This window comes from Duganella sp. Root336D2 (assembly GCF_001425005.1).
Taxonomy (GTDB): Bacteria; Pseudomonadota; Gammaproteobacteria; order Burkholderiales; family Burkholderiaceae_D; genus Rugamonas.
On record NZ_LMDB01000001.1, the window covers coordinates 589,286 to 612,549 of the forward strand.

Here is a 23,264-nt window from a genome sequence, read left to right on the forward strand (position 1 = left end):
TTGGTCGCCTCTTACCTTGGTACACTTCATTTTAATTTCTTCGGAGCATGAGAAATGGCAACTTCCGTCCCCACCTACGATCCCAAGACCACGGCCGCCCAACTGGCGCAGATGTATATCCAGGGCCGCCAGTCGATGCTCGACAGCCAGTCCGCCAGCGCGACGGCGATCGACAAGGCGCTGAGCAAACTCAGCTCGGCCCTGGGCACCTTCCGCAGCGCCCTGTCGGGCACCACCGCGTCCGGCTCGGTTGTGGCCAATAAAGCAAGCTTCAGCTCCGATGTCGGCACTGCCACCGCGAATGCCTCGGCTGTTGCCGGCAACTACCAGTTCTACGTCGAACAGCTGGCCACCGTGGGCCAGGTCTCGTACAGCGGCATGACCGATTCCGGCGTGACCGGCGCGGGAGCCGGTAGCCTGGCCGTGAAACTGGCCGACGGCAGCAGCTTCACCGTCAGCCTGGCCAATGGCGACAAGGACCTGAACAACGCACTGAGCGCGAAAGAGATTGCCGCTGCCATCAATATGGAGGCGACCAACAACTCGCGCGTGACCGCCTCCACCCTGACCGTCAACGGCCAGACCCGCCTGGTGCTGACCTCGAACGTGACTGGCCAGGCCAATGGCGTGGCCGGCATCGACACCACCGGCCTGGGCGACCCGGCGCTGCAGGCCCAGCTGGCCGATGCCAACCGCGTACTGCAGAACGGCAGCGATGCCGTGGTCTGGGTCGGCGCCCCGGGCGGCGATCCGAGCAACAAGATCACGCAAGCCTCGAACACCTTCAACGTGGTCGATGGCGTCGCGATGACATTTACCAAAGCCCAGACCGGCGGCGTGCCGGTGACGCTGAGCGTGGCGCGCGACAGCAGCGCCACCGCCACCAATGTGCAGAATTTTGTCGACCAGTGGAACAAGATGCTGGCCTCGATCGGCGAACTGACGGCCGCCGGCAACGTCGCCAAGGGCACGGCCAGCGGCATCTATGCCTCCGACGCCGGCCTCGCTACGCTGAAATCGCGCATGCAATCGCTGCTGCGCACTGCGGTCGGCGGCGTCAGCCTGGTCAACTATGGCGTCAGCGCCCAGCGCGACGGCACCCTGGCGCTGGACAAGACGCGCCTGGAGAAGACCCTGGCCACCAACCCGACCGGCCTGGACGCGATCCTGGGCAAGACCGGCACCATGCCAAGCGGCGTGCTGGGCAACCTCGACACCCTGGTCAGCAGCTGGACCAAGGCCGGTACCGGGCAGCTTGCCACGCGCAAGGATGCCAACACCAAACTGCAGTCCCAGCTGGTGGCCCGCCAGGCCGTGCTGGAAACCCAATATGACAACGCCTACAAGCGCTACCTGAACCAGTTCACCCAGCTGCAATCCCTGCAGTCCCAGATGAGCGGAACCAGCAGCATGTTTGAAGCGATGTTCAGCAACTCCGATTCCTGAAAGCCCTGAACAATGGATCATGACGCCTACGGCAGCTATCACGCCACCAACCTGGAAGCACAGACGGCCCGCGCCACGCCGATCGAACTGGTGCTGGTGCTGACCGACGGCCTGCTGGAAGAGCTGGCCCGGGCGCGCGCCCACATCCTTGGCAAGCGCTACGAACAAAAGGCGGTCAGCCTCGACAAGTGCACCGAAATCATCAACGGCCTGGCCAGTTCGCTTGACTTCGAGCAGGGTGGCGAGGTGGTGGCCAACCTGGGCCGCCTGTACGATTATTGCGCTGCCCGCCTGTACCGCGCCGGCGTCGACATGGACCCTGCCGTCATCGACGAAGTGGTGGGCTTGCTGACCACGATCCGCGCCGGCTGGCAGGGAGTGCAAGACAAACATGGATAGGCAACAGGCGCTGCTGCAACTCGCGCAGCAGCTGAGCGCCGCCACTGCCGCCAGCGACTGGACGGCACTGGCGGCGATGAATACTTTGATGGCCGCCACCCTGCCGGCGCTGGCAGCGCAGGGGGCGTGGACGGCGCCCGAGCGTGCAGCGCTGGCGGCGCTGCATGATTTGCACGTCGCGGCAGTGGCAAAAGTCGATGGCGCCGCCATCGAGACCGGCCAGCACCTGAGCGATATGACCAACAACAGAGAGGGCTGGCTCGCCTATGCCCTCGACAGCGATAGCGCTGCAACCGGAACCTGAGCATGATCAACCTGCCTGCGGCGCCTGCCGCCCCCGCCCAACCTGCAGCCGGCAACGCCGGCCTGCCGCCTCCGGCCGCGAATGGCGCCGCGGTGGCCGATGCCGCCCGTCCCGCTGCCACGGCGGACAGCGCCGCCCCGGCCAGCGGCCTGGCCGCTGTCTTGCAGGAGGTCGGCGTTGCCATCGTGCCGGCGCCGTTCGGGGCCCTGCTGGGCGCCATGACCGGCAGCGCCAGCGACGAAGCAGGCGCGCCAGCCCAGGCCGACGACAAGCTGGCTGCTGCGCAAGCTGTGGCAACCATGCTGCCTGCCATGGGCAGCCTGCCACTGGCCGGCGGCACGCCGGGCGCCACGCCGCACAGCGTGGCCGCGGTGGCCGCGGCCCTGACTGCGCCGGCCGCCAAAGCCCCGGCCAGCGACAGCGCCTTGCTGCTGCGCCAGCAGGCCCAGGCCAGCGCCCTGACCGCCCGTGAAGCCGGTGCCGGCGCCCGGGCCGAAGCGTCCAAAGCGCCGCAAACGAGCCTGCTCGATGCCCGTGCCGCCATGCTGGCCGTGGCCAGCCGCGCGGCAGCCCCGGCAACGCCGGCGGCCAGCCCTGCGCCAGGCCCACGCAGCAGCAGCGAAGCCCTGACGGCCGCCCTCGGCGCCCTGCAGGGCCAGGCCGCCGACAGCACGGCCGCCCCGCTGGCGGCCAAGGACAGCGCCAGCCTGCTGGCCGACAGCCAGCACCAGCCAGCCGATGCCGGCGCCCTGCCTGGTTTTCGCAGCGTGCTGGCCAATGCCGCAGCCGGCGCCCAGGCTTCCGATACGCTGCAACTGAGCGGCAGCCCGGAGCAATGGCAGCAGCCGCTGCGCGCCGCCCTCGGCGACCGCCTGCAATTGCAACTGGCGCGCAACGATGAGCGCGCCGTGATCCGCCTTGAACCGCCCAATATGGGCAGCGTGGAAATTTCCGTGCGCCACAGCGGCGGCACGCTGCAGGTGAATATTGCCGCCAGCCACAGCGAAGTGCTGCGCCAGCTCAACACCATTGGCGACACCGTGCGCCAGGACTTGTCGCAGCGCCAGTTCGGCGAGGTGGCCGTCACCGTTTCTTCAAGCAGCGCGCGCAACCTGGCCGATGGCGGCCAACAACAGCGTCAACAGCAGTCCGAGCATCAGCGCCAGCCAGGCCGCGCCCTGGAAGACACTGATGGCGGCACCACCACATTTGCCATGCTGGGCGAACGGGAGTAAGCGATAGATGAATAAGAAACTGGTTCTGATCGTGGCAGCCGTGCTGCTGGTAGGCGCAGGCGCCGCCGGCGGCGCGGTCTGGTTCATGAAAGGCAAGAGTGCCGAGCCAGCCAAGGCGGCTGCCGAGGAGAAAAAACCGGGCGAGCCGCTGAAGTACCTGACCATCGAAAAAGTCATAGTCATGCTGCGCCGCCAGCCGGGCGACACGGTGCCGCACTATATGTCGGCCGACCTCGTCATCGCGACCACGGCCAAGCAGGAGAAGGAAGCCAAGGAAGCGCTGCCGCTGCTGCGCAGCGTGGCCGTGCGCTCGCTGTCGGCCCTGCCGATGGAAAAAGCGTCCATGATGACCATTGACCAGTTTGTCGAACAATTGAACAAGGCTTACGATGAAGCCTACGCCAAGGAAGTGCGCGAACGCCCGTTCGAACAGGTAATGATCGGCAAGTTGATCCTGGAGTAATGGCCATGGGCTTGGTGGATACGGTTGCAGCGCCATATGCCGAAAGCTACGCGGCAGTCAGCATAGCCGACGAGCAGAAGCACCTGCTCGCCTATGCGCCGCTGGTCAAGCGCATCGTGCGCCAGCTGAACTCGCAGGTGCAGGGCGCGATCGACCGCGACGATATGGAGCAGATCGGCCTGATGGGCCTGCTCGAAGCGCTGCGCCGCTACGGCGAACCCGATACCGGTTTCGGCAGCTATGCCGCGCTGCGCGTGCGCGGCGCCATCCTCGACGAATTGCGCCGCCAGGACTGGCGCCCGCGCGCGGTGCGCCAGCAAAGTCACAAGATGCGCGATGCCGTGCGCGAGCTGACGCGCAAGCTGGGCCGCGAACCGAGCGAGCAGGAAACCATGAACGCGCTCGGCCTCGATACTGACAGCTACCAGGCCTACCTGCTGGACGAGAATGCGGAAACCATTGCCAGCTTCGATGAAATCCTGCAGGACACGCTGGCCGACACCGGCAGCGTGGCCGGCCCGGAAGAGCAGTTGATGATACGGCGCAGCCTGGAGCAGGCGCTGACCGGCCTGGACGAACGCGAGCAGCGCGTGATCCAGATGTATTACGAATTCGAGCTCAGCTACAAAGAAATCGCTGCCGTGCTGGACCTGACCGACGCCCGCGTCTGCCAGTTGAACAAGCAGGCCTTGAACAAGATGAAAGCGGTGCTGGCGGCCTGAGCCGCGGCCCACCTCAAAGACCTATCGAAAGGCATAAACCATGCAGCAACTATTCGGCATCATGATCGTGTTTGGCTCGGTATTTGGCGGCTACGCCATGATGGGCGGCCATTTCACCGCGATCTGGCAGCCGCTGGAACTGCTGGTCATTGCCGGCGCCGGCATTGGCGCCTTCGTCATCGGCAATCCGCGCCACGTGCTGGCCGAGACCATGACCCAGTGCAAGCACCTGATGTCGCGCAAGAAGTACGACTCGGAATTCCAGCGCCAGCTGCTGCTGCTGATGTATGAACTGCTGCAACTGGCGGCCGGCGGCCTGAAGGCCCTGGACGCGCACGTCGAGGCGCCGCGCGAATCGCCGCTGTTCCAGCGCTACCGGCTGATCCTGGACGAACCCAAGCTGCTGGCCTTCATCGTCGACAACTTCCGCCTGATGGCGATGGGCAAGATCAACGCCCACGAACTGGAAGGCGTGCTGGAGCAGGAACTGGAGGCCATCCATGAAGAACTGACCCAGCCGGCCAAGTCGCTGGGCAAAATCGGCGAAGCCATGCCGGGCTTCGGTATCCTGGCCGCGGTGCTGGGCATCGTGATCACCATGGGCACGGTGGGCGAAGGCGCCACGTCGGCCGAGATTGCCGAGCACGTCGGCGCGGCCATGGTCGGCACTTTCATCGGTATCTTCTTCTGCTACGGCGTGCTGGACCCGATTTCGAACATGCTCAAGCAGCTGGTCAGCCAGGAAGCGTCCACCATGGAATGCGTGAAAGTGGTGCTGGTGACCCATGTCGCCGGCAAGCCGCCGCTACTGGCGATCGACGCCGGGCGCCGCCTGGTGCAGCTGAACATCAAGCCAAGCTTCGCCCAGCTGGAAGGCTGGATCAATGCGATGGAGGGCGGCGACGAGCCGGAGACCAACTCGCGCCGGGGAGGTGGCCGTGCTAAAGCCGCATGACAAGCACCATGAGCAGACCATCGTCAAGCGCGGCGGTGGCAAGCACAAGCACGATGAACATGGCGGCGCCTGGAAGGTTGCGTTTGCGGACTTCTGCCTGGCCCTGATGTGCCTGTTCCTGGTGCTGTGGCTGATGGCCGTGCGCAACCAGGAATCGCTGGAACACGTGCTGACCCAGGCCGACGGCAGCAAGACCGACGTCGGCAAGGGCGTGATGCCGGAACAGGTGGGCGGCCCGCGCGGCAGCCTGATCGAACGCTTCCCGATGCCGCGCACCGGCAATACCGATGTCGACGGCAATGCCACCCAGGGCTTCAACAAGAGCCCCACCAATACCGCGGAAAACCGGGTGCGCTACGAGTCGCCGGAAGACCTCAAGCTGCTGGCCAGGACGCTCACCAAAATGAGCGAGGAAACTGGCCTGGCCAGCAACCTTGAATCAGTGATCACGCCATACGGCTTGCGCGTGATGTTGCACGATACCGACAGCCAGGGCATGTTCGTGCGCGGCGCGGCGATCCCGACCGACAAGTTCGCGCGCCTGCTGCAGAGCATGGGCCCGCTGTTTGCGAAGATGGAAAACCAGATGCTGATCGTTGGCCACACCGACTCTTCGCAATACGCCGACACCAGCTACAAGGCTTTCTCCAACTGGAACCTGTCCAGCAACCGCGCCATGGCGGCGCGCTCGCAGCTGCTGGCCGGCAGCATGCCGCAGGACAGCGTGCTGCAGGTGGTGGGCATGGCGGACCGTGCGCCGCTCGATGCCAAACGGGCCGATGCTGGTGTCAACCGCCGCATCGAATTGCTGATCCTGACCACTACGCAGGCGAAAGCCATTGCCGATATGTTTGGCATGCCAAGCAGCAAGACTGCTATCATCCGGGAATCGGATTTGCCCGAACCCGGCCTGTTGCAGCAATTAAGACAACAACTGCTGCCTGGCAAGGGGAAGAGCAATGGCAATTAATGTTAAGTCAAGAGGAAACCGTATGAGGATTTCCGGTTCCACCCCAGGCGCCCCGGTACAGAGCGTGGCCGACAGCGCGCCGGCCGCAGCGGCGCACGCAAGCGCCGCCCCGGCAGCCCAGCGCGAGCTGGAGTCGGCTGTGTTGCAGCCTGCCATGAAAGCCATGCAAGAGATGGGCGACATCGACCACGAGCGCGTCGCCCAGTTGCGCGACGCCCTGGCCAAGGGCGAGCTGCCCTTTGATGCCGGCAAGCTGGCCGGCCTGATCCAGAAGTTCCACCGGGGCGAACAGTGAAAGAGCTGTCCAGGCAAGACGCCATGAAGATGCTGCTCGACGGCATCCAGGCGGACTTGCAAAGTTACCAGCAGATGCTGGACCTGATTGCCCAGCAGTTTGAAGCGGCGATCCGCCACCAGAGCGAACGGCTGGGAGACATCGCGAAAGAAATCGCGGCCTTGGTCGATGTGCTGGAAGCGCGGCGTGCCCAGCGGGTCGATCTGGCGACCCGCCTGGTCGGCTCCCAGCCGTCCATGGAACAAGTATTTACCTTGCTCAAGCCCGAAGCGCGTGCGCGCCTCGAAGCCGACTGGGCGCAATTGGAAGGCATGGTGCAGACGGCGCGCGAAATGGGCCGCCGCAATGCCGACCTGCTGGCGGAACAATACACCATCATGCAGCGCGTGCTGCATGGCGACGATCAAACTTATGAGCCGGTCTGAATTTACGCCTTTCCGGGCCTTTACAGCCGCCACAGCGCCGACCCGGGCCACTGCGGCCACCGTGAGCAATATGAGCGCCACGCGCCCCGTGCTGCCGGCGCCGTTCACCCCTGCCCTGGCCGCGAATGCGGGCATGGCTGGCGCCGGCAGCGCCACTTTCCGCCAGGTCCACGCCGAAGTCGCACGCTACATCTCCGCTGCCGACACCCCGCCGGCCGGCGCATCGGGCGCCGGCAGCGCGCTCACTGCCGACGGCGCTGCCTTGCGCGCCCGCCTTGCCGCGCGCGCCGTGGACGGCGAGGCGGGCGGCGAAGCCAGCGTACCCAACGCAGCCCAGCACGCCTTCCTGGAAGCGATTCGCCCCCATGCGGAAGCCGCTGCCGCCCGCCTTGGCGTGGCGCCGGAACTGGTGGCCGCCCACGCGGCATTGGAATCAGGCTGGGGCCGACACGCTCCAGGCAACAATATGTTCGGCATCAAGGCCGGCGGCAACTGGCAAGGCGCGGTGCAGGCGCTGGCGACGATGGAAGTGGAAGATGGCGTGGCGCAAACCCGCAACGAGCGTTTCCGCGGCTACGGCGATATGGCCGGCTCCTTCGAGGATTACGCCGGCATGCTGCTCGACAATCCGCGCTACCGCCGCGCCCTCCACACCGGCAGCGATGCGCAAGCCTTTGCGCAAGCGCTGCAGGCGGGCGGCTACGCCACCGATCCGGACTATGCCGACAAGCTGGGCCGGGTGGCGGCCAGCATCAGGGCAAGTCAGCAGGCTCAACAGTCCCAGCATCAATAACGCGCGCCCGGATCAGGGTGCCGCTGCTGTTTTTTACGCGGATGGTGGCGCCGCGCGTGCCATTGTCCAGCGCTTCCCCCGCCATCGACACTTCGATCTGCTCGCGCCTGGCGACGATGCGCACCTGGTCGCCGCGCCTGACCAGTTGTGGTGCTGCCAACATATTGGCCCGGATCACATCACCGGCGCGGATGGTACGCCGCGCAGCCATCCCTTCCAGCTCGGCGAAGTCGGAAAAAGCATCAGGAATCAAGGTGATATCGTGGCGCTCCCGCAACAAGTCTAAAGGCGACAGAATTTTTCCGGAAATTAAATCGGTGGCTGCAACAGCAACGTTTGCCGACACCTTGCCCTTGGCAATGAACTCATAACGCCAACCTTGCAAGCTTGGGCAAATCACCACGAAGCGCATGCGCGCAATGCCGCGCCGGTCCAGGCTCTCGACCCGCGCTTCAGAGGGACAGTCCGGGATCACGCGATTGATCCTTACGACTTCGACATCGAACTTCGGCTCCAGCCAGCGTTGACTTTCTGCATTATTTTTCAATTGATTTTCTGCAGCTAGTTTCACTTTGCTTAGCAGTTCTTCCATTGTTGAAGCAGTTGCAACATGGAAATTTAAAATTCCCAAAAGCAATAATCCACCGAAAACCTGTACAATGGGATTGTTGGACATGGGCAATACCTTTAGTATGTAAATTCGCTGGGACATTACCAGAGGAGAGTAACAATGGCCATTAATTTCAAGGACGCGGTAGGTTTGCATGCGGATGCATTGCAGCTGCGTGCGCAACGTACGCGCATCCTGGCATCGAACATCGCCAACGAGAATACGCCGGGCTACTCAGCACAGGATATCGACTTCAAGGAGTCGCTGGCGCGCGTCGAAGCGGAGCTCTCCGGCGAGCCAATCCTCGACGGAGACGGCGAAACCAAGTTCCGCGTGCCCTACCACCCGAGCGGCGACGGCAACACCGTCGAGATTGGCGTGGAGCAAGCAGCTTTCTCGCAAAATGCAACTGACTTCGCAACCAGTTTGACCTTCATTAACATGAAATTGCGTGGCCTTGCCAAAGCCATCAACGGTCAATAAAGGGATTTCCCATGAGCTTTAAAGATATTGCGCAAATTGCCGGATCGGCGATGGCGGCGCAGACAGTGCGCCTGAATACCGTCGCCTCCAACCTGGCCAATGCCGACTCCGTAGCCGGCAGCGAAGCCGAGACCTACCGCGCCCGCAAGCCGGTATTCGCCACCGTCATGGACGACAACCTAGACGCCGCCGCCGGCGGCCGGGTGCAGGTGCTGGACGTGGTCGAGTCGTCCGAGCCGCTACGCAAGGTCTATGAGCCGGGCAATCCGCTGGCCAATGCCGACGGCATGGTGTTCTACCCGAATGTCAACCAGGTGGCCGAGATGACCGACATGATGTCGGCGTCGCGCGCTTTTGAAACCAATGTGGAAGTGCTGGGCCGCATCCGCGGCATGCAGGCTTCCCTGCTCAAACTCGGTGAGTCCTGATGGAAACCAACCTGTTCACTAACGCGGCTGCCCAGGGCAGCAACCCGACCGGCGTGGCGCTGAACGGCGCCTCCAACGAAGGGCGCGACATGTTCACCAAGCTGCTGGTGGCCCAGATCAAGAACCAGGACCCGCTGTCGCCGCAAGACCCGTCCCAGTTCGTTCAGCAGTTGACCCAGCTGTCGCAGACTGAAGCGCTGCAGAACCTGGCCAGCCTGACCACCGCCAACGCTTCCGTGCTGCAGTCGATGCAGGTGCTGGCGATGGGCGCCCAGGTCGGCTCCGACGTGATGGTGCAGTCCAGCCAGGTTACGCTCGACGGCCACAAGGTGGTGGGCGAAGCGACCCTGGGCAGCAGCTCGGCCAAGACCAGCCTGGTCCTGACCGGCAGCAACGGCCAGCAATACGAGATCGTGATGGGCACCCTGCCGGCAGGCACCCACCAGTTCAGCATCGACCCGGTCGCGCTCGGCCTGCCCGCAGGCAGCTATTCGATGCGCATCGCCAGCGAGAGCAACCCGAACGCGCCGCTGGCCGTGCTGGGCCGCCTCGACAGCGTTCAGGTCGGCGCCGCCGGTAGCGTTACCGTCAAGATTGATACCGTGGGCGAAGTGTCGCCTTCCGCCATTACCGCATTCCGGGGCAAAACCCCGACTACCGCTATTTAACGAAAGGTCCTCGCCATGAGTTTCGATATCGCTTTGTCCGGCATCCAGGCCATCAATGAGCAACTGGGTACGATTTCCAACAATATCGCCAACGCCGGGACCTACGGTTTCAAGTCCAGCCGCGCCAACTTCGCCTCGCTGCACGCGGGTACCCAGCCGACCGGGGTGCACGTCGGTTCGACCACCCAGTCGATCGGCCAGAACGGCGGCATCCAGGCCACCAACCGCGGCCTCGATGCGCTGATCAATGGCCGCGGCTTCTTCGTGGCCAAGGATTCCACCGGCCAGACCAACTACACCCGCGTCGGCATCTTCACCAAGGACGCCACCGACTTCCTGGTCAACAGTGCCGGCGGCAAAGTACAGGGCTTCCAGCTGACCCCGCCAAGCCTGGTGGCCGGCCCGATGGGCGACATCAAGGTACCGACCAACCTGCTGACCGCCAAGGCCACCACCAATATCGATTTCGTCGCCAATATGTCGGCCGACTGGACCGTACCGACCGGCAATATCACCACCAAGCTGCCGAATGCCGCAGCCGTGCCGCCGGTGGTGCCGGACGCGAACATGTACAACATGTCCAAGGTAACCGTGGTGCACGACTCGCTCGGCAATGAACACACGGTGACCCAGTATTTCGTGAAAGACGTTGCCGCGCGCACCGTCAAGGTGTATTCGGCAGTGGACGGTACCGACCTGGGCGCCGCCGGCGGTTCCCCCTACACCCTGACCTTCGACACCAATGGCCAGCTCGACCTGACGGCCAATGGCGGCGCGTCCTACGCCCACAACCTGAGCTTCGCCGCAGCCCCGGCCGCTGCCATGACCGTCGAGATCGACTATACCGGCACCACGTTCCAGAAAGGCGAGTCGACCACCTCGACCAATTCCGCCGACGGCTATGCAGCCGGCAGCTACGTGGGCGTGGAACTGGACCAGGCGGGCAATGTGGTGGCCAAATATTCCAACGGCGAAAAGCAAGCGATTGCCCGCCTGGCAATTGCCACCTTCCCGGACGAAGATGCACTGAACCCGGTCAACGATACGTCCTGGACCGCGAACGTCCAGTCCGGTAACGCCAACCTGTCCGAAGCCGGACAAGGCATCGCCGGCGCACTGACCGTCGCCTCGCTGGAAACCTCCAACGTCGACGTGACGTCGGAGCTGGTCAGCCTGATGACGTCGCAGCGCAACTACCAGGCCAACTCCAAGGTCATCACCGCGGAGAACGAGATGCTGCAGTCGCTGATGCAGGCACTGTAAAGGCAAACCGAATGGACGCGCTGATCTACACCGCGATGAGCGGCGCCGAGCGGGCCATGCGTGGCCAGCAGGTGCACGCCAACAACCTCGCCAACCTCGACACCAACGGCTTCCGCGCCAACCTCGAGCTGGCGCAGGCTGCCAAGCTGCCCGGCTACGGCTACGACGACCGCCACATGTCGCAGATGCAGTCGAATGCCGTGACCGACCGCCAGGGCGCACTGCGCCAGACCGGCCGCGACCTGGACGTCGCCATTTCCGGCCCCGGCTACTTTGCCGTGCAGGGCCCGGGCGGCGAAGGCTACACCCGCGCCGGCGCCATCACGCTCGACGCCGACGGCACCTTGACGGTCAACGGCATGCAGCTGCTGGGTGAAGGCGGCCCGATCACCCTGCCGATCCACCGCAAGGTGGAAATCGGCCAGGACGGCACCGTCTCCATCCTGGGCCCGACCGCCAATGCCGAAATGCAGGTGATCGACAAGCTCAAGCTGGTGCGCGCCGAAGCGTCCGAGCTGACCAAGAATGAAGCGGGCTTGCTGGTGGCGCGCGACGGCCAGCTGTTGGCCACCGACCCGGCCGTGCAAGTGAAGGCCGGCCACCTGGAAGGCGCCAATGTCACGGCCGTGGAAGAAATGGTGGCCACCATGAGCCTGAATCGCACCTTCGAAATCCAGATGAAATTGTTCAAGGCCGCCGACGACATGACTTCGGTGGGCAATAAACTGATTAGCGGCTAACAGGAGAATCCCGATGAATCCAGCAATGTGGATCAGCAAGACCGGCGTGCAGGCGCAAGACGCCAAGCTGCAAGCCATCGCCAACAACCTGGCCAACGCCAATACCGTCGGCTTCAAGCGCGACCGCGTGGTGTTCGAAGACCTGTTCTACTCGATCGACCAGCAGCCGGGCGCCCAGCGGGCCGACAACAACACCCTGAACCCGTCCGGCGTACAGATGGGTAACGGTACCCACCTGGTCGGCACCCAGAAGATCTTCACCAATGGCAATGTGCAAACCACCAATAACGCGCTCGACGTGGCCGTGATGGGTAATGGTTTCCTGCAGGTGCGCCGCCCGAACGGCGAACCGGCCTACACCCGCGCCGGCCAGCTGCAAGTGGACAAGGACGGGGTACTGGTGAATGCTTCCGGCCTGCCGCTGGTGCCGCAAATCACCGTGCCGGCCAACGCCACCGCCATCACCATCGGCGAAAACGGCACCGTCTCGGCCACCGTGCCGGGCAATACCACGCCGACCGAACTGGGCCAGCTGACCCTGACCTCCTTCATCAACCCGACCGGCCTGCAAGCGCTGGGCGAAAACCTGTTCGCCGAAACCCCGGCCTCCGGCGCCCCGACCGAAGGCCGCGCGGGCGACGCCCAGTTCGGCAAGCTCAAGCAGGGCGCGCTGGAAGGCTCCAATGTGCAGGTGGTGGAAGAGATGGTGGACATGATCGCTGCCCAGCGCACCTACGAAATGAACACCAAAGTTTTGACAGCGGCGGATAATATGCTGCAGTACCTGGCACAGGCCGCACGCTGATGAAATCCGCCCTGCCCGCGCTGGCCCTGCTCCTGCTGGCTGGTTGCTCCAGCCTGGAGCCGACCGTACGCCCGGCGCCCCACGACGAGGCGCCCGCCCTGACCCGTTCCGCGCCGCCGCGCGGCAGTTCGGGCGGCGTCTTTAATCCGGACAGCAGCATCTCGCTGGTGTCGGACAGCCGCGCCTTCCGCGTCGGCGATATCGTCACCGTGATCCTGCAGGAAACGACGCAGGCATCGAAGAGTGCCGGCACCACCCTGGCCAAGGATTCCAGCGTCGGCATCGCCGCGCCTGGCCTGCTCGGCAAGACGTTCCCGAAAGCCGGCGTCGATATCTCGGCGGAGCGCGGCTTCAAGGGCGATGCCCAGAGCACCCAGCAAAATGCCCTGAGCGGGGCGATTACGGTGATCGTGCAGGAAGTGATGCCGAACGGCTTGCTGAAAGTGGCCGGCGAAAAAGTGCTGACCCTGAACCAGGGCGAAGAATTCGTGCGCCTGCGCGGCTTCCTGCGCGCGGCCGATATCGATGCCAACAATATGGTGTCGTCGCAGCGCATCGCCAACGCGCGTATTGCCTACGGCGCCCAGGGCACGCTGGCCGATACCAACCGTCCGGGCTGGCTGACGCGCTTCTTCCTTGGCCCTTTGATGCCTTTCTGAGGTGACGCGAATGTTCAAAGTCTTTGCAGCATTATTGCTGGCGATCGCGATTCCGGCCTCGGCCGCGCCCCAGCTGCGCAACCTGGTTGCCATTGAAGGCGTGCGCGACAATCCGCTGGTCGGCTACGGCCTGGTGGTCGGCCTGAATGGCTCGGGCGACTCGACCCAGGTCAAGTTCGCCAGCCAGTCGGTGGTCAATATGCTCAAGCAGTTCGGCGTGAAAATGCCGGACGGCGCCGACGCCAAGTCCAAGAACGTGGCCGCCGTGATGGTGTCCGCCGTCTTCCCGCCGGGCTACCGCCGCGGCCAGCCGATCGACGTCACGGTTTCCTCGCTGGGCGACGCGAAAAGCCTGCGCGGCGGCTCACTGCTGCTGACGCCCCTGAAAGCAGCCGACAATGAAGTCTACGCGCTGGCCCAGGGCAATGTGGTGGTGGGCGGCCTGGCGGCCTCCGGCAAGAGCGGCTCCTCGGTCACCGTGAACACCCCGACCGCCGGCCGCATCCCGAACGGCGCCATGATCGAACGCGAAATCGCCACCGACTTCGCCACCAAACCGCTGGTCCACCTGTCGCTGAAGCAGCCGAACTTCGAAACCGCCACCAATATCGTGGAAGCCATCAACCGCAAGTTCGGCGACGTTGCCAGCACGGCCGACGGCACCGGCATCGACGTGCTGGCGCCGGAGAACCCAACCCAGCGCGTCGCCTTCCTGGCCAAGCTGGAAGCGCTGCCGATCGAAGTCGGCCAGGACGTGCCGAAAGTGGTGTTCAATTCGCGCACCGGCACCGTGGTGATTGCCGACGGCCTGCGCGTAAAAGCCGCCGCCGTCACCCACGGTTCGCTCAAGGTTGTTATTTCGGAAAGCTCGAAAGTGAGCCAGCCGGCGCCGTTCAGCCAGGGCCAGACGGCCGTCACGCCGCAATCGAACGTGGCGGTGAACGAAGCCAAGCCGCAAATGTTCAAATGGCCGGCCGGCGCCAAGCTGCAAGCCATCATCGACGTGGTCAACAGCCTGGGCGCAACGCCGGACGACATCATGGCAATCTTGCAAGCCCTCGACCAGGCCGGCGCCATCGAAGGCGAACTGGTGGTGATCTGATGGACAGCCGCTTCCTCCCCCTGCCGGTGCGCAAGCTGGACCTCGGGCAGCCCGAACAACCGAAAATCGGCCAGCCCGCGCCTGCCCCGCAGACCGAGGAAGCGCACTACCGCGACAAGGCAACCAACGCCGCCGTCAAGTTCGAGAGCTTCTTTATCGCCCAGACGCTGCACAAGATGCGTGACGCCACCAAGGCCATGGCCGACGACGACAGCATCTATAAGGACTCGATCAACAGCGACATGCTCGACATGGCCGACAATATGGTGGCCGACCAGCTGGCCGGGCGCCGCGCCTTCGGCGTTGCCGACGCCATCCTGCGCCAGCTGCTGCCGGCCACCCCGGCCGCATCAGCTTCCCCGCAAGAAATTTCAGTTTTACCCAAGAAAAATCCGACCGACGCTTAATCTCCCCACCGGCGCGGTCGCCTTTACTCGTTAACGGGGCAAAGATGCCATTGAGCAACGGCCCAGCCTAAGGGAAGAAAGCACCATGTCGATTATCAACAATGCACTGTCGGGATCGTTGGCTGCCCAGGCCGCCATCAATACGACCAGCCAGAACATTGCCAACTTGCAAACGAAGGGTTATACCCGCCAGGGCGTGCTGCTGTCGGCAGTTGCCCCTGCGTCCGGTTCCGGCGGTCCCGGTTTCGGCGTCGAAGTCAGCAAGCTGATCCGCTTCTCCGACTCCTACAAGAGCCAGCAATTGTGGCGCGCCAATTCCGAACTCGGTTCGCGCACCCAGTCCCAGCCCTACTTCACCCAGCTCGAACGGGTGATGGGCGACGAAAAGACCAGCCTGTCGAATGGCGTCGACCAGTTCTTCCGCGCCCTGAATGCGGCCGGCGTCGACCCGGTATCGACCCCGCTGCGCCAGCAGGTGCTGACGGCTGCCAACGCCATGGCGCAATCGTTCAACAGCATTTACAACGTCACGCGCCAGCAGCAAGTGTCGATCACGCAGCAGCGCGACGCCATGCTGCCGCAGCTAAATACCCTGAGCGCCAATATTGCAGCCCTGAACAACCGCATCACCCAGGCCGGTTCGCTCGGCACCAACACCTCGGCCCTGGTCGACGAGCGCGACCGCGCCATCGATTCGCTGGCCAACCTGGTATCGGTGGAAGTGCTGGAACAGCCGGACGGCACCCGCAGCGTTTCCCTGCGCAGCGGCCAGCCGCTGGTGGTGGGCAACCTGGCCGGCAGCATGTCGATGAATCCATCGACCACGCCCGCCACGCTCGAGCTGAAATTTGCCGGCACCACCTTCGGCCTGGACGACACCAAGGTCGGTGGCCAGCTCGGCGGTATTGGCGACTTCGAAAAGAACACCCTGCAGCCGCTGCAGCAGTCGCTGCTCGACATGGCCAACCAGCTGGCGACTAAGGTGAATAACACCATGGCGCTGGGCTACAAACCGGACGGCCTGCCGGGCCCGCCGATCACCGCCACGCCCGGCAGCGCCCTGTTTGCCTTCAACGCCACCGGCGCCGGCGGCATCCTGGGACTGGTCCCGGGCATCCAGGCCCAGGACCTGGCATTCTCGTCCAATGGCGCGCCTGGCGACAGCAAGAACCTGCAAGACCTGATCGCCATCAAGGGCCAGCCCATTACCCTGGCTTCGGTCGGCACGGTACTGATCGGCGACGCCGACACCCAATTGGTGGGCAAGCTCGGCATCGATAGCGGCCAGAACCAGTCGCTGCTGGACACCGCCAACACCATCCGCCAGCAATCGGAAGACGATTGGGCCGCGACCAGCTCGGTCAATAAAGACGAAGAAGCCATCAACCTGGTCGAGTTCCAGAATATGTACCAGGCGAACATGAAAGTGATCGCCGTTGCCAACACCCTGTTTGACGCCACCTTGGCGCTGTTCTGAGGAATTCGAAATGCGTATCGCTTCCAGCCAGTTCCAGGCATCCATGAACCGCTCGCTGCAGATCAACCAATCGGTGATCTCCAAGCTGACCGAGCAAATGGCCACTGGCAACAAGATCCAGGTGCCGTCCGACGAGCCGATCGCCAATGTCCGCTTGTCGCGCCTGCGCCGCGAAGAGAACATCGTCAGCCAATACGTCGACAACATCAGCGCGGTAAAAATCCGCCTGTCCAAGAACGAAACCTACCTCGGCTCGATGGTCGACGACATGGGCGCGGCGCGCGACCTGTTCGTCTGGGCTTCGGACGGCTCGAACACGCCGGCCGACCTGAACTCCATGGTCAACAGCCTGGTGGCGCTGCGCGACTCGCTGTACTTCAATGGCAATACCAAAGACCAGGAAGGCAAGTTCATTTTCTCCGGCACGCTGACCTCGACCGCCGCCCTGTCGTACGACGCGACCCAGCCACTGGGCGCGCGCTACAGCTATACCGGCAATAACGGCACCCAGGAAGTGGTGGTGGGCAATGGCATCACCCAGCCCGCCAATGTCACCGTGCAAGGCATCGACACTTACCTGAACCAGCTGGACCAGGCGATCAGCATGCTCGGCAGCCCAACCGTCAGCGCCAGCGACCCGGCCCTGCAAGCCGTGTTGAAAACCGCGCTGGATGGCACCGACACCGCGCTGAACCAGGTTTCCAGCAAGATTGCCCAATTCGGCGGCGCGCAGAACGTCATGGAAACCCTGGCCAACAACCACGGCAACGTCAGCCTGTCGAACAAGATCGCGATCACCGATATCGCACAATTGGATTACGGCCTCGCGGCCACCCAGCTGTCTGGTTACAATAGCGCCTTACAAGCGACCTACCAGGCCTATTCGAAGGTCAGCGGCCTGTCGCTGTTTAACGTACTGTAAACATCATGGAAATCGCCCAGCGCTCCAGTACTACCGGCCTCTCCGCCCGCGCCACCGCCAATCCGGCGGCAGGCCAGGCCGAGGCGCCGCTGGCAGATGCGGCCGCGGCGATCGACCAGGCGGCGCCGAGCAAGGCGCCAGCGCCCCTGCGCCGCGGCTTGAGCAATATGGACGCGCCGCTGCAGAATGATGTATCGGGCGCCCAGCAAGCGATTGATTTCCTCGAACAAAGCGCCGCCCAGCTGCGCGCGCTGAAAAGCGACATCGCCGCCAAGCTGGCCACGCGCACCATGCGCGACGGCCAGGTGGAACAGCGCGTGCGCCAGTTCAGCGAAACCTGGCGCGCACGCACGCAAGCCTCCGGCGGCACGCTTGACGCACAACTGAACTACTCCAACCAGCCATCGACCCAGCGCTTCACCGTACGCGGCATGACGCTGGCCAACCTGCGCAACGGCGCCCGCGAGACGCTGGCCATCTCGGTCGGCGGCGGCACAGCCGGCCTGCGCTCGGTGCATCTGGCGCCCAGCCTGTCCGATGCCGAGATTGTTTCCCGCTTCGACCAGGCCATGGCGCCGGCCGGGGTACGCGTGTCGCTCAACAAGGATGGCGAGCTGGTGTTCACCGCACCGGAAAGCGCCTGGCCCGCCATTCGCGATTCGCTGGCCGTACAAGGCTCGGGCATCCGCTTCCCGGCAGGCCAGCTCAACCGCATCAAGGCCGATGCCGAAGCACCGGTGGTGATGCCTGAAGGCTGGGGCACCGGCGACCTTGAAGCCATGCGTGCCACGCTGCAGCAAGTGACGCAGGCGCTGGCCCACGTCGAAGCCGCGTTGTCCAAGGTCCGCCAGGAACTGGCCGCCGCCGCCCAGCGCGTGCAAAGCGAACTGCCGGAGATCGAAGTGGCCGGCATGGGCCAGATGGCCGAAGTGTTCGCCAATGTCGCCCACGAGCCCGGCTACTCAGCCCTGGTCTCCCTCACCTCCGCCCTGGTCGGCATCAACCGCGACCGCGTCGTCTCCCTGTTACGACTAAGTTAAAAGTCGGGGTCAGCTCCGGCAATCAGACATTTCTTGCGCGGACGCAAACCTTGCTTCGCTGCCTGGACCTAAGCTTGGTCCATGAACCGACCTTTGCGAATCGAGCACGACAATGCCTGTTACCACGTGACGTCGCGTGGCGACAGGCGCTCAACCATCTTTCGCACCGATAGCGATCGCCTGACCTGGCTCGCACTGCTCGCAGAAACTTGCGAGCGCTTCAACTTTACCGTGCTTGCGTACTGCCAAATGGGAAATCACTATCATCTCGTTGTGAAAACCCGGCAAGGCAAGTTATCTCGCGGCATGCGCTACCTGAACGGCAACTACTCCCAGTACTTCAACCGGCAGCATCAATTGGCTGGGCACGTTTTCCAGGGGCGCTACCACGCCATACTTTGCCAGGAGAGCGCATACCTGAGGGAACTGTCTCGCTACACCGTGTTGAACCCGGTGCGTGCTGGGCTGGTGAAGCATCCGGGCCACTGGCTCTGGAGCAGCTATGGTGCGTTAATCGGCACAGTCGATGCGCCTGCGTGGCTCGAGCGCAATACCGTCCTCGCCCAGTTCAGCAATAATCGCGCGGATGCCATTCGTGCATTCGAAGATTTTGTCCTGGCGGGAATTGGACAGGAGAGTCCTTTCCGAGCCGTGCGCAACCAGCTATTCCTGGGCAGCGACGAGTTTTGCGAGCAGGCCGCCCACGGCGAAACCCGCGGCAACCTGCTGGAAATCAAGCGCACGCAGCGACGTGCACTTGTACCGCCGCTGGCAGACTACTTCCTCCTTTGTCCGGACCGGCATGCAGCGATGGCGCAAGCTTACCTTTCAAATAATTACACGATGGCCGAGATCGCCGGTTTCTGCGACGTTTCGTCGCGAACGGTCGGCCGCGCAGTGAAAGCCTATCGCAAAATGTCTGATTGCCGGAGCTGACCCCGACTTTTATTCACGAAGCCAATTGGGCGGGGCCGCGGGCCATGGCGGTCATTTGGGCCGGGGGCATGGGGCGGGCGTAGACGAAGCCTTGGGCGTAGTCGCAGCCGGCGGCTTTCAGGAGGTTGAGCTGGGCTTCGGTTTCGACGCCTTCGGCGACTACCTTCAGGCCCAGCTTGTGGGCCATCACGATAATGCCTTCGCATAGCGCGAGGTCGCCGGAATCGCCAGCCAGGTCCATCACGAAACTGCGGTCGATCTTCAGGTAGTCGATGTCGAAGTTCTTCAGGTGCGACAGCACGGAGTGGCCGGTGCCGAAATCGTCGAGCGCGACCTGCAAGCCCATCGACTTGAACTGGCGCAAGCGCTCGACCACGGGAGCGCTGTCGTCCAGCAGCAGGCGCTCGGTAATCTCGATCACGATGCTGCGCGGCGCCAGGTGCAGCTGGTCGACGTAGCGCATCCATTTTTCGAAGCACTCGGGGCCGGTGCGGAATTGTACCGGTGACTGGTTGACGCTGATCTGGAATGGCCGCCCCAGTTCCCCCTGCCAGCGCTTGGCCTGGTCGGCGGCGTTGCGGAATACCCAGTCGCCAATTTCCAGGATGACGCCACTGGCTTCGGCACTGCCGATGAAGTCGACCGGGTTCAGCATGCCACGCTCCGGGTGGCGCCAGCGCAGCAGCGCTTCGGCGCGTTCGATGATGCCGCTGTGCAGGTTGACGATGGGCTGGTAGTGCAGTTCGAACTGTTCGTTGGCGACGGCCATCTGCAAATCGCGCGTGATGCGCAGTCGCAGCTGGGCGGCCGCCTGCATGTCCGGCGTGAAGTAGCTGTAGCGGTTGCGGCCGGCGTTCTTGGCGGCATACATGGCCTGGTCGGCGTTGCGCAGCAATTGCTCGGGGTCGTTGGCGTCCGAGGGATGCAGGGCGATGCCAATGCTGGCCGATACCGATCCGGAACTGTCGCCCAGGAGGAAGGGCCGGTTCAGGCTGGCTATGATTTGCTGGGCGACGCGCTCGGCGCTGGTGACATGGTCAAGGCCGGGCAGGATCACGACGAATTCGTCGCCGCCCAGCCGCGCCAGCGTGTCGGAGGCGCGCACGCAGGCGCCAATGCGCCTTGCCGCTTCCACCAGCAGGGCGTCGCCCATTTCATGGCCGAGGCGGTCGTTGATTTCCTTGAACTGGTCGAGATCGATGAACAGCAGCGCCAGGAACAGCCCGTCGCGCCGGGCTTTCTTCATTTCCTGCGAAAGCCGGTCCTGGAACATATTGCGGTTCGGCAGGGCCGTCAGCGAATCGTAATTGGCCTGGTGCCAGATCAGCTCGGTCGACAGCTTGCGCTCGGTGATGTCGCTGACCAGCGCCAGCGCGCCGAGATAGCTGCCGTCGGAATCGAAGATCGGGTTGGTAGCCAGCGTGGCCCACATATCGCTGCCATCGCGGCGCAGGAATTTGAATTCGTGGCGCTCGGCCATGCCTTGCTGGCGGCGCGCGATATTGCGCTCCAGCAGGGCGCGCCCTTCATCATCCATGAAGTTGACCAGCGGCTGCTCGAGCATTTCCTCGATCGTGTAGCCGAGCATGGCGGCCATCTTGGGATTGACGAAGCTGGTGCGCGCCGCGGCGTCGATTTCCCAGATGCCCTCTTCGGCGCTGTGCACGATGCGGCGGAAGCGTTCCTCGCTCTTTTCCAGCGCTGCCAGCTTGCCCTCGGCCATCTCCAGCACCACGCGCAATTGCGACATGCCCGGCATGCCGCCGCCCAGCAGCGTGACGGCAAAGCCGCGGTCGCCGCGCCCACGGGTCATTTGCAGCGACAGGCGCTGCGGCTCTTCGCTGGCCAGGCTGTTACTGACGAAGGCGTCGAAATCCGCCACGAAGCGCTGCGCGACATAGTTGCGGAACGGGATACCGTCGGGATTCTGGCGCGGCAGGCCGAGCAGGTCGGCGCCGACCAGGTTCATTTGCAGGATGGTGGTGTCGCTGGCGAGGACGAAATAGCCGACTGGGGCCAGGAGGTAGAGGTCGTTGAAGTAGTCCTGGTCGTTGGCCAGTTGCAGCCCGCCGGTGGCGCGCTGCAGGCCGCTGTAGGCGGCGGCCGGGGTGCCGCCCATGGCTGCCAGCACGGCTTCGCCAGGCAACAGTGCATCGAGCCCAGCCAGTCCAGGGACGGCGGGCCGTATGGCGGTCACCTGCTCCGCCTGCCTGGCATGCTGGTCTTTATCCATATGGGTTCCAGCCTAGCATGACCTTGTGACAATGTCGAGCAGCTAACTTTGCCGGTGCGCGCGGTTCAGGCGTTGCTCGGCAAAGCGTTGTAATTGCTCGAATGCCAGGCTGAGAATCCAGTAAATCACGGCTGCCGCGAGGTAGAGCGGCAAGGGACGGAAGGTGGTGGCAATCACTTCCTTGGTGGAGAGCATCAGTTCGGTCATGGTAATCACCGACACCAGCGAAGTATCCTTGATCAGGCTGATCAAGGTGTTGCTCATCGATGGCACGGCAATACGCAGGGCCTGCGGCATGATCACATGGCGCAAGGTCTGGCTATAGCCCAGCCCCAGGCTGTAGCTGGCCGACCACTGGCCCTTATGGATTGAGAGGATGGCGCCGCGCAGGCTTTCCGACAGGTAGGCGCCGGCGTTCAGGCTCAGCGCCAGGATGCCGGCGGTCACCGGCGTGAATTCGATGCCGACCGATGGCAGGCCGTAATAGATGACAAACATCTGCACCAGCAGCGGGGTGCCGCGCATCAGGCTGACGTACACATTGGCCGGCCAGCGCAGCACTTTCCAGGGCAGGATGCGCATCACGGCGGTGGGGAAGCCAAGCACCAGACCGCCCACCATCGCCGCTACCGCGAACACCAGGGTGTAGCCGGCACCCTTCAGCATCACGGGCGCGGCTTCGTGCAGCAGCTCCAGCCACTCCATGCTTAAGGCGCCTTGCTGACGTCGGTGCCGAACCATTTCATGGAAATGGCCTTCAGGCTGCCGTCGGCGGCAGCATCGGCCAGCACCTTGTTGAGCGCAGCCTTGAATTCGGGATTGCCCTTCTGGAAGGGAATACCCATGCGTTCGATGGCGCCGACGCGGGCGCCGGCCTTGATCGGCAGCTTGGTGGTTTTCAACAGGTAGGCCGTCATCAGGCTGTCGTTGAGGGCGGCGTCGATGCGGCCCAGGGCCAGGTCGGTCAGGTTTTCCGGCGCTGCCGGGTAGCCTTTGACGTCGATGCCGGGCACCGCCTTCAGCTGCATCTCGTACACGCTGCCCTGCCCTGCGCCGACGCGCTTGCCTTTCAGCTGCTCGAGCGCGGTCCAGTTGTTCTTGTCATCCTTGCGCACGATCAGCATCGGCGAGGAATAGATGTAGGGCGTACTGAAATCGAAGGCCTGCTCGCGCTTGGGGTTGATGCCGACCTGCGAGATGATCACATCGTATTTCTTGCTGGCCAGGCCGGCCAGGATCGACGCCCACTCGGTGGTCACAAATTCCGGTTTCAGCCCCAGTTTGCCGGCGACCAGGCGCGCCACGTCGACGTCGTAACCTGCCAGCTCGCCATTCTTTTCCTTGAAATTGAAGGGCGGGTAGACGCCTTCCATCGCCACTTTCAGCGTGCCGCGCGCCTTGACGGTTTGCAGCAGGTCAGCGGCATTGGCCTGCAGCGCGGCGGCGGCCAGCAGGAGGGCGATCAAGGGTTTGCGCATCAGGAA

28 protein-coding genes are annotated in these 23,264 nt (G+C 63.9%); 24 read left to right on the top strand and 4 right to left on the bottom strand.

The window, feature by feature from the left end; translation table 11 throughout:
* Nucleotides 1–54: 54 nt before the first annotated feature.
* The 11 genes from fliD to ASD07_RS02415 are packed head-to-tail and all read left to right on the top strand — an operon-like array spanning nt 55 to nt 8,007.
* Nucleotides 55–1,446: a flagellar filament capping protein FliD gene (gene fliD, locus ASD07_RS02365; RefSeq protein WP_055924578.1), complete on the top strand. Its 1,392-nt coding sequence runs from the start codon at nt 55–57 to the stop codon at nt 1,444–1,446.
* A gap of 12 nt (nt 1,447–1,458) precedes the next feature.
* A complete protein-coding gene (gene fliS, locus ASD07_RS02370) occupies nt 1,459–1,845 on the top strand; it encodes a flagellar export chaperone FliS (protein ID WP_055924582.1) in 387 nt (128 codons plus the stop codon).
* Entirely contained in the window at nt 1,838–2,149 is a 312-nt protein-coding gene (locus ASD07_RS02375) for a hypothetical protein (protein ID WP_055924585.1), read from the top strand. The genes fliS and ASD07_RS02375 overlap by 8 nt, the downstream gene beginning before the upstream one ends.
* A 2-nt stretch (nt 2,150–2,151) precedes the next feature.
* On the top strand, nt 2,152–3,384 hold the full coding sequence (locus ASD07_RS02380; RefSeq protein WP_055924588.1) for a flagellar hook-length control protein FliK: 1,233 nt from the start codon (nt 2,152–2,154) through the stop codon (nt 3,382–3,384).
* Nucleotides 3,385–3,391: 7 nt separating this feature from the next.
* The gene (locus ASD07_RS02385) at nt 3,392–3,847 is read left to right on the top strand and encodes a flagellar basal body-associated FliL family protein (RefSeq protein ID WP_055924591.1); all 456 of its coding nucleotides are present in this window, start codon (nt 3,392–3,394) and stop codon (nt 3,845–3,847) included.
* A gap of 5 nt (nt 3,848–3,852) precedes the next feature.
* Nucleotides 3,853–4,569: a FliA/WhiG family RNA polymerase sigma factor gene (locus ASD07_RS02390; protein ID WP_055925289.1), complete on the top strand. Its 717-nt coding sequence runs from the start codon at nt 3,853–3,855 to the stop codon at nt 4,567–4,569.
* A 40-nt stretch (nt 4,570–4,609) separates the two neighbouring features.
* On the top strand, nt 4,610–5,524 hold the full coding sequence (motA, locus tag ASD07_RS02395; protein WP_055924594.1) for a flagellar motor stator protein MotA: 915 nt from the start codon (nt 4,610–4,612) through the stop codon (nt 5,522–5,524).
* Nucleotides 5,508–6,494: a flagellar motor protein MotB gene (locus ASD07_RS02400; protein ID WP_055925292.1), complete on the top strand. Its 987-nt coding sequence runs from the start codon at nt 5,508–5,510 to the stop codon at nt 6,492–6,494. The genes motA and ASD07_RS02400 overlap by 17 nt, the downstream gene beginning before the upstream one ends.
* A gap of 22 nt (nt 6,495–6,516) precedes the next feature.
* A complete protein-coding gene (gene flgM, locus ASD07_RS02405; RefSeq protein ID WP_055924597.1) occupies nt 6,517–6,789 on the top strand; it encodes a flagellar biosynthesis anti-sigma factor FlgM in 273 nt (90 codons plus the stop codon).
* Between the two features lie 23 nt (nt 6,790–6,812).
* Nucleotides 6,813–7,214, top strand: coding sequence for a flagellar export chaperone FlgN (flgN, locus tag ASD07_RS02410; RefSeq protein ID WP_055924601.1), 402 nt, complete (start codon nt 6,813–6,815; stop codon nt 7,212–7,214).
* Entirely contained in the window at nt 7,201–8,007 is an 807-nt protein-coding gene (locus ASD07_RS02415) for a glycoside hydrolase family 73 protein (protein WP_055924604.1), read from the top strand. Before flgN ends, ASD07_RS02415 begins: the two co-directional genes overlap by 14 nt.
* On the opposite strand, the gene flgA is transcribed toward ASD07_RS02415, so the two are convergent.
* Entirely contained in the window at nt 7,967–8,683 is a 717-nt protein-coding gene (flgA, locus tag ASD07_RS02420) for a flagellar basal body P-ring formation chaperone FlgA (RefSeq protein WP_229207027.1), read from the bottom strand. The two genes, ASD07_RS02415 and flgA, sit on opposite strands and share 41 nt — an antisense overlap.
* A 54-nt stretch (nt 8,684–8,737) precedes the next feature.
* On the opposite strand from flgA, the gene flgB reads away from it, so the two are divergent.
* The 13 genes from flgB (at nt 8,738) to ASD07_RS02485 (ending at nt 19,547) form a co-directional block, all read left to right on the top strand.
* A complete protein-coding gene (gene flgB / locus ASD07_RS02425) occupies nt 8,738–9,100 on the top strand; it encodes a flagellar basal body rod protein FlgB (RefSeq protein WP_055924607.1) in 363 nt (120 codons plus the stop codon).
* A gap of 11 nt (nt 9,101–9,111) precedes the next feature.
* Complete coding sequence (gene flgC, locus ASD07_RS02430) at nt 9,112–9,528, top strand: flagellar basal body rod protein FlgC (protein WP_055924610.1); 417 nt, start codon at nt 9,112–9,114, stop codon at nt 9,526–9,528.
* On the top strand, nt 9,528–10,196 hold the full coding sequence (locus ASD07_RS02435) for a flagellar hook assembly protein FlgD (RefSeq protein ID WP_055924611.1): 669 nt from the start codon (nt 9,528–9,530) through the stop codon (nt 10,194–10,196). Before flgC ends, ASD07_RS02435 begins: the two co-directional genes overlap by 1 nt.
* A gap of 15 nt (nt 10,197–10,211) precedes the next feature.
* Nucleotides 10,212–11,459, top strand: coding sequence for a flagellar hook protein FlgE (locus ASD07_RS02440; protein WP_055924615.1), 1,248 nt, complete (start codon nt 10,212–10,214; stop codon nt 11,457–11,459).
* A gap of 11 nt (nt 11,460–11,470) precedes the next feature.
* On the top strand, nt 11,471–12,199 hold the full coding sequence (gene flgF, locus ASD07_RS02445) for a flagellar basal-body rod protein FlgF (RefSeq protein ID WP_055924618.1): 729 nt from the start codon (nt 11,471–11,473) through the stop codon (nt 12,197–12,199).
* 13 nt (nt 12,200–12,212) lie between these two features.
* On the top strand, nt 12,213–13,004 hold the full coding sequence (gene flgG / locus ASD07_RS02450) for a flagellar basal-body rod protein FlgG (protein ID WP_200953743.1): 792 nt from the start codon (nt 12,213–12,215) through the stop codon (nt 13,002–13,004).
* Nucleotides 13,004–13,663 carry a flagellar basal body L-ring protein FlgH gene (flgH, locus tag ASD07_RS02455; protein ID WP_055924620.1) on the top strand — a complete coding sequence of 220 codons (660 nt, stop codon included), beginning with the start codon at nt 13,004–13,006 and terminating at the stop codon, nt 13,661–13,663. The genes flgG and flgH overlap by 1 nt, the downstream gene beginning before the upstream one ends.
* Before the next feature lie 10 nt (nt 13,664–13,673).
* Entirely contained in the window at nt 13,674–14,765 is a 1,092-nt protein-coding gene (locus ASD07_RS02460) for a flagellar basal body P-ring protein FlgI (RefSeq protein ID WP_055924623.1), read from the top strand.
* Nucleotides 14,765–15,172: a rod-binding protein gene (locus tag ASD07_RS02465; RefSeq protein ID WP_082507063.1), complete on the top strand. Its 408-nt coding sequence runs from the start codon at nt 14,765–14,767 to the stop codon at nt 15,170–15,172. The genes ASD07_RS02460 and ASD07_RS02465 overlap by 1 nt, the downstream gene beginning before the upstream one ends.
* A gap of 85 nt (nt 15,173–15,257) precedes the next feature.
* Nucleotides 15,258–16,649, top strand: a complete 1,392-nt coding sequence (flgK, locus tag ASD07_RS02470) for a flagellar hook-associated protein FlgK (protein ID WP_055924626.1) — start codon at nt 15,258–15,260, stop codon at nt 16,647–16,649.
* Nucleotides 16,650–16,659: 10 nt separating this feature from the next.
* Complete coding sequence (flgL, locus tag ASD07_RS02475; protein ID WP_055924629.1) at nt 16,660–17,571, top strand: flagellar hook-associated protein FlgL; 912 nt, start codon at nt 16,660–16,662, stop codon at nt 17,569–17,571.
* Between the two features lie 5 nt (nt 17,572–17,576).
* Complete coding sequence (locus ASD07_RS02480; RefSeq protein ID WP_055924632.1) at nt 17,577–18,611, top strand: hypothetical protein; 1,035 nt, start codon at nt 17,577–17,579, stop codon at nt 18,609–18,611.
* An 81-nt stretch (nt 18,612–18,692) separates the two neighbouring features.
* Nucleotides 18,693–19,547: a transposase gene (locus tag ASD07_RS02485; protein WP_055924636.1), complete on the top strand. Its 855-nt coding sequence runs from the start codon at nt 18,693–18,695 to the stop codon at nt 19,545–19,547.
* A gap of 13 nt (nt 19,548–19,560) precedes the next feature.
* Here ASD07_RS02485 and ASD07_RS02490 read toward each other — a convergent pair whose 3' ends face one another.
* From ASD07_RS02490 to ASD07_RS02500, 3 genes are read right to left on the bottom strand one after another with little or no spacing between them, the layout of a single operon-like run.
* Nucleotides 19,561–21,780: a bifunctional diguanylate cyclase/phosphodiesterase gene (locus ASD07_RS02490; RefSeq protein ID WP_229207028.1), complete on the bottom strand. Its 2,220-nt coding sequence runs from the start codon at nt 21,778–21,780 to the stop codon at nt 19,561–19,563.
* A gap of 42 nt (nt 21,781–21,822) precedes the next feature.
* Nucleotides 21,823–22,485 carry an amino acid ABC transporter permease gene (locus ASD07_RS02495; RefSeq protein ID WP_055924639.1) on the bottom strand — a complete coding sequence of 221 codons (663 nt, stop codon included), beginning with the start codon at nt 22,483–22,485 and terminating at the stop codon, nt 21,823–21,825.
* 2 nt (nt 22,486–22,487) lie between these two features.
* Nucleotides 22,488–23,258: a transporter substrate-binding domain-containing protein gene (locus tag ASD07_RS02500; protein ID WP_055924641.1), complete on the bottom strand. Its 771-nt coding sequence runs from the start codon at nt 23,256–23,258 to the stop codon at nt 22,488–22,490.
* Nucleotides 23,259–23,264: the final 6 nt, after the last annotated feature.